Below are 998 nucleotides of genomic sequence, written 5' to 3' on the forward strand. Positions count from 1 at the left end.
GGCTGCGCAGGTAGTCGTCGTACGTGCCGCTGAAGTCGACCACGCCGCTGGCGCTCAGCTCGATGATCCGGGTGGCCAGGGAGGAGACGAACTCGCGGTCGTGGCTGACGAATACCAGCGTGCCAGGGTAGTTCTCCAGCGCCAGGTTCAGCGCCTCGATCGACTCCATGTCCAAGTGGTTGGTCGGCTCGTCCATGATCAGCACGTTGGGCTTCTGCAAGGTCAGCTTGCCGAACAGCATGCGCCCCTGCTCACCACCGGAAATCACCTTCACCGACTTGAGAATCTCGTCGTTGGAGAACAGCATGCGGCCNNGTCCACTGGCCCATCCAGTCGAACAGGTTCATGTCGTCTTCGAAATCGTGCGCGTGGTCCTGGGCGTAATAGCCAAGCTCCGCGCTCTCGGTCCACTTCACCGCGCCCGCGTCCGGGGTCAGTTCGCCGACCAGGGTACGCAACAGGGTGGTCTTGCCGATCCCGTTCGGGCCGATGATCGCCACACGCTCGCCAGCCTCGACCACGAAACTGAAGTTCTCGAACAACGGCTTGCCGTCGAAGCCCTTGGACATGCGCTCGACGGTGACCGCCTGGCGGTGCAGCTTCTTGTTCTGCTCGAAGCGGATGAACGGGCTGACACGGCTCGAAGGCTTGACCTCGGCCAGCTGGATCTTGTCGATCTGCTTGGCCCGCGACGTCGCCTGCTTGGCTTTGGAAGCGTTGGCCGAGAAGCGCGAAACGAAGGTTTGCAGTTCGGCGATCTGGGCTTTCTTCTTGGCGTTGTCCGACAGCAGCTGCTCGCGTGATTGGGTCGCTGCGGTCATGTACTCGTCGTAGTTGCCTGGGAATAGACGCAGCTCGCCATAATCCAGGTCGGCCATGTGGGTGCAGACGCTGTTGAGGAAGTGGCGGTCGTGGGAAATGATGATCATGGTGCTGTTACGCGCCGTGAGGATGTTTTCCAGCCAGCGAATGGTGTTGATGTCCAGGTGGTTGGTCGG

At 61.1% G+C, this 998-nt stretch carries 1 pseudogene; it reads right to left on the reverse strand.

Annotated elements, in window-relative coordinates:
* Window positions 1-998, reverse strand: a pseudogene (locus tag B2V21_RS14710) (ATP-binding cassette domain-containing protein); the annotation flags it as partial.

It is taken from the genome of Pseudomonas sp. UBA6276 (genome assembly GCF_002438365.1).
In the GTDB taxonomy this organism is placed as follows: Bacteria; Pseudomonadota; Gammaproteobacteria; order Pseudomonadales; family Pseudomonadaceae; genus Aquipseudomonas; species Aquipseudomonas coleopterorum.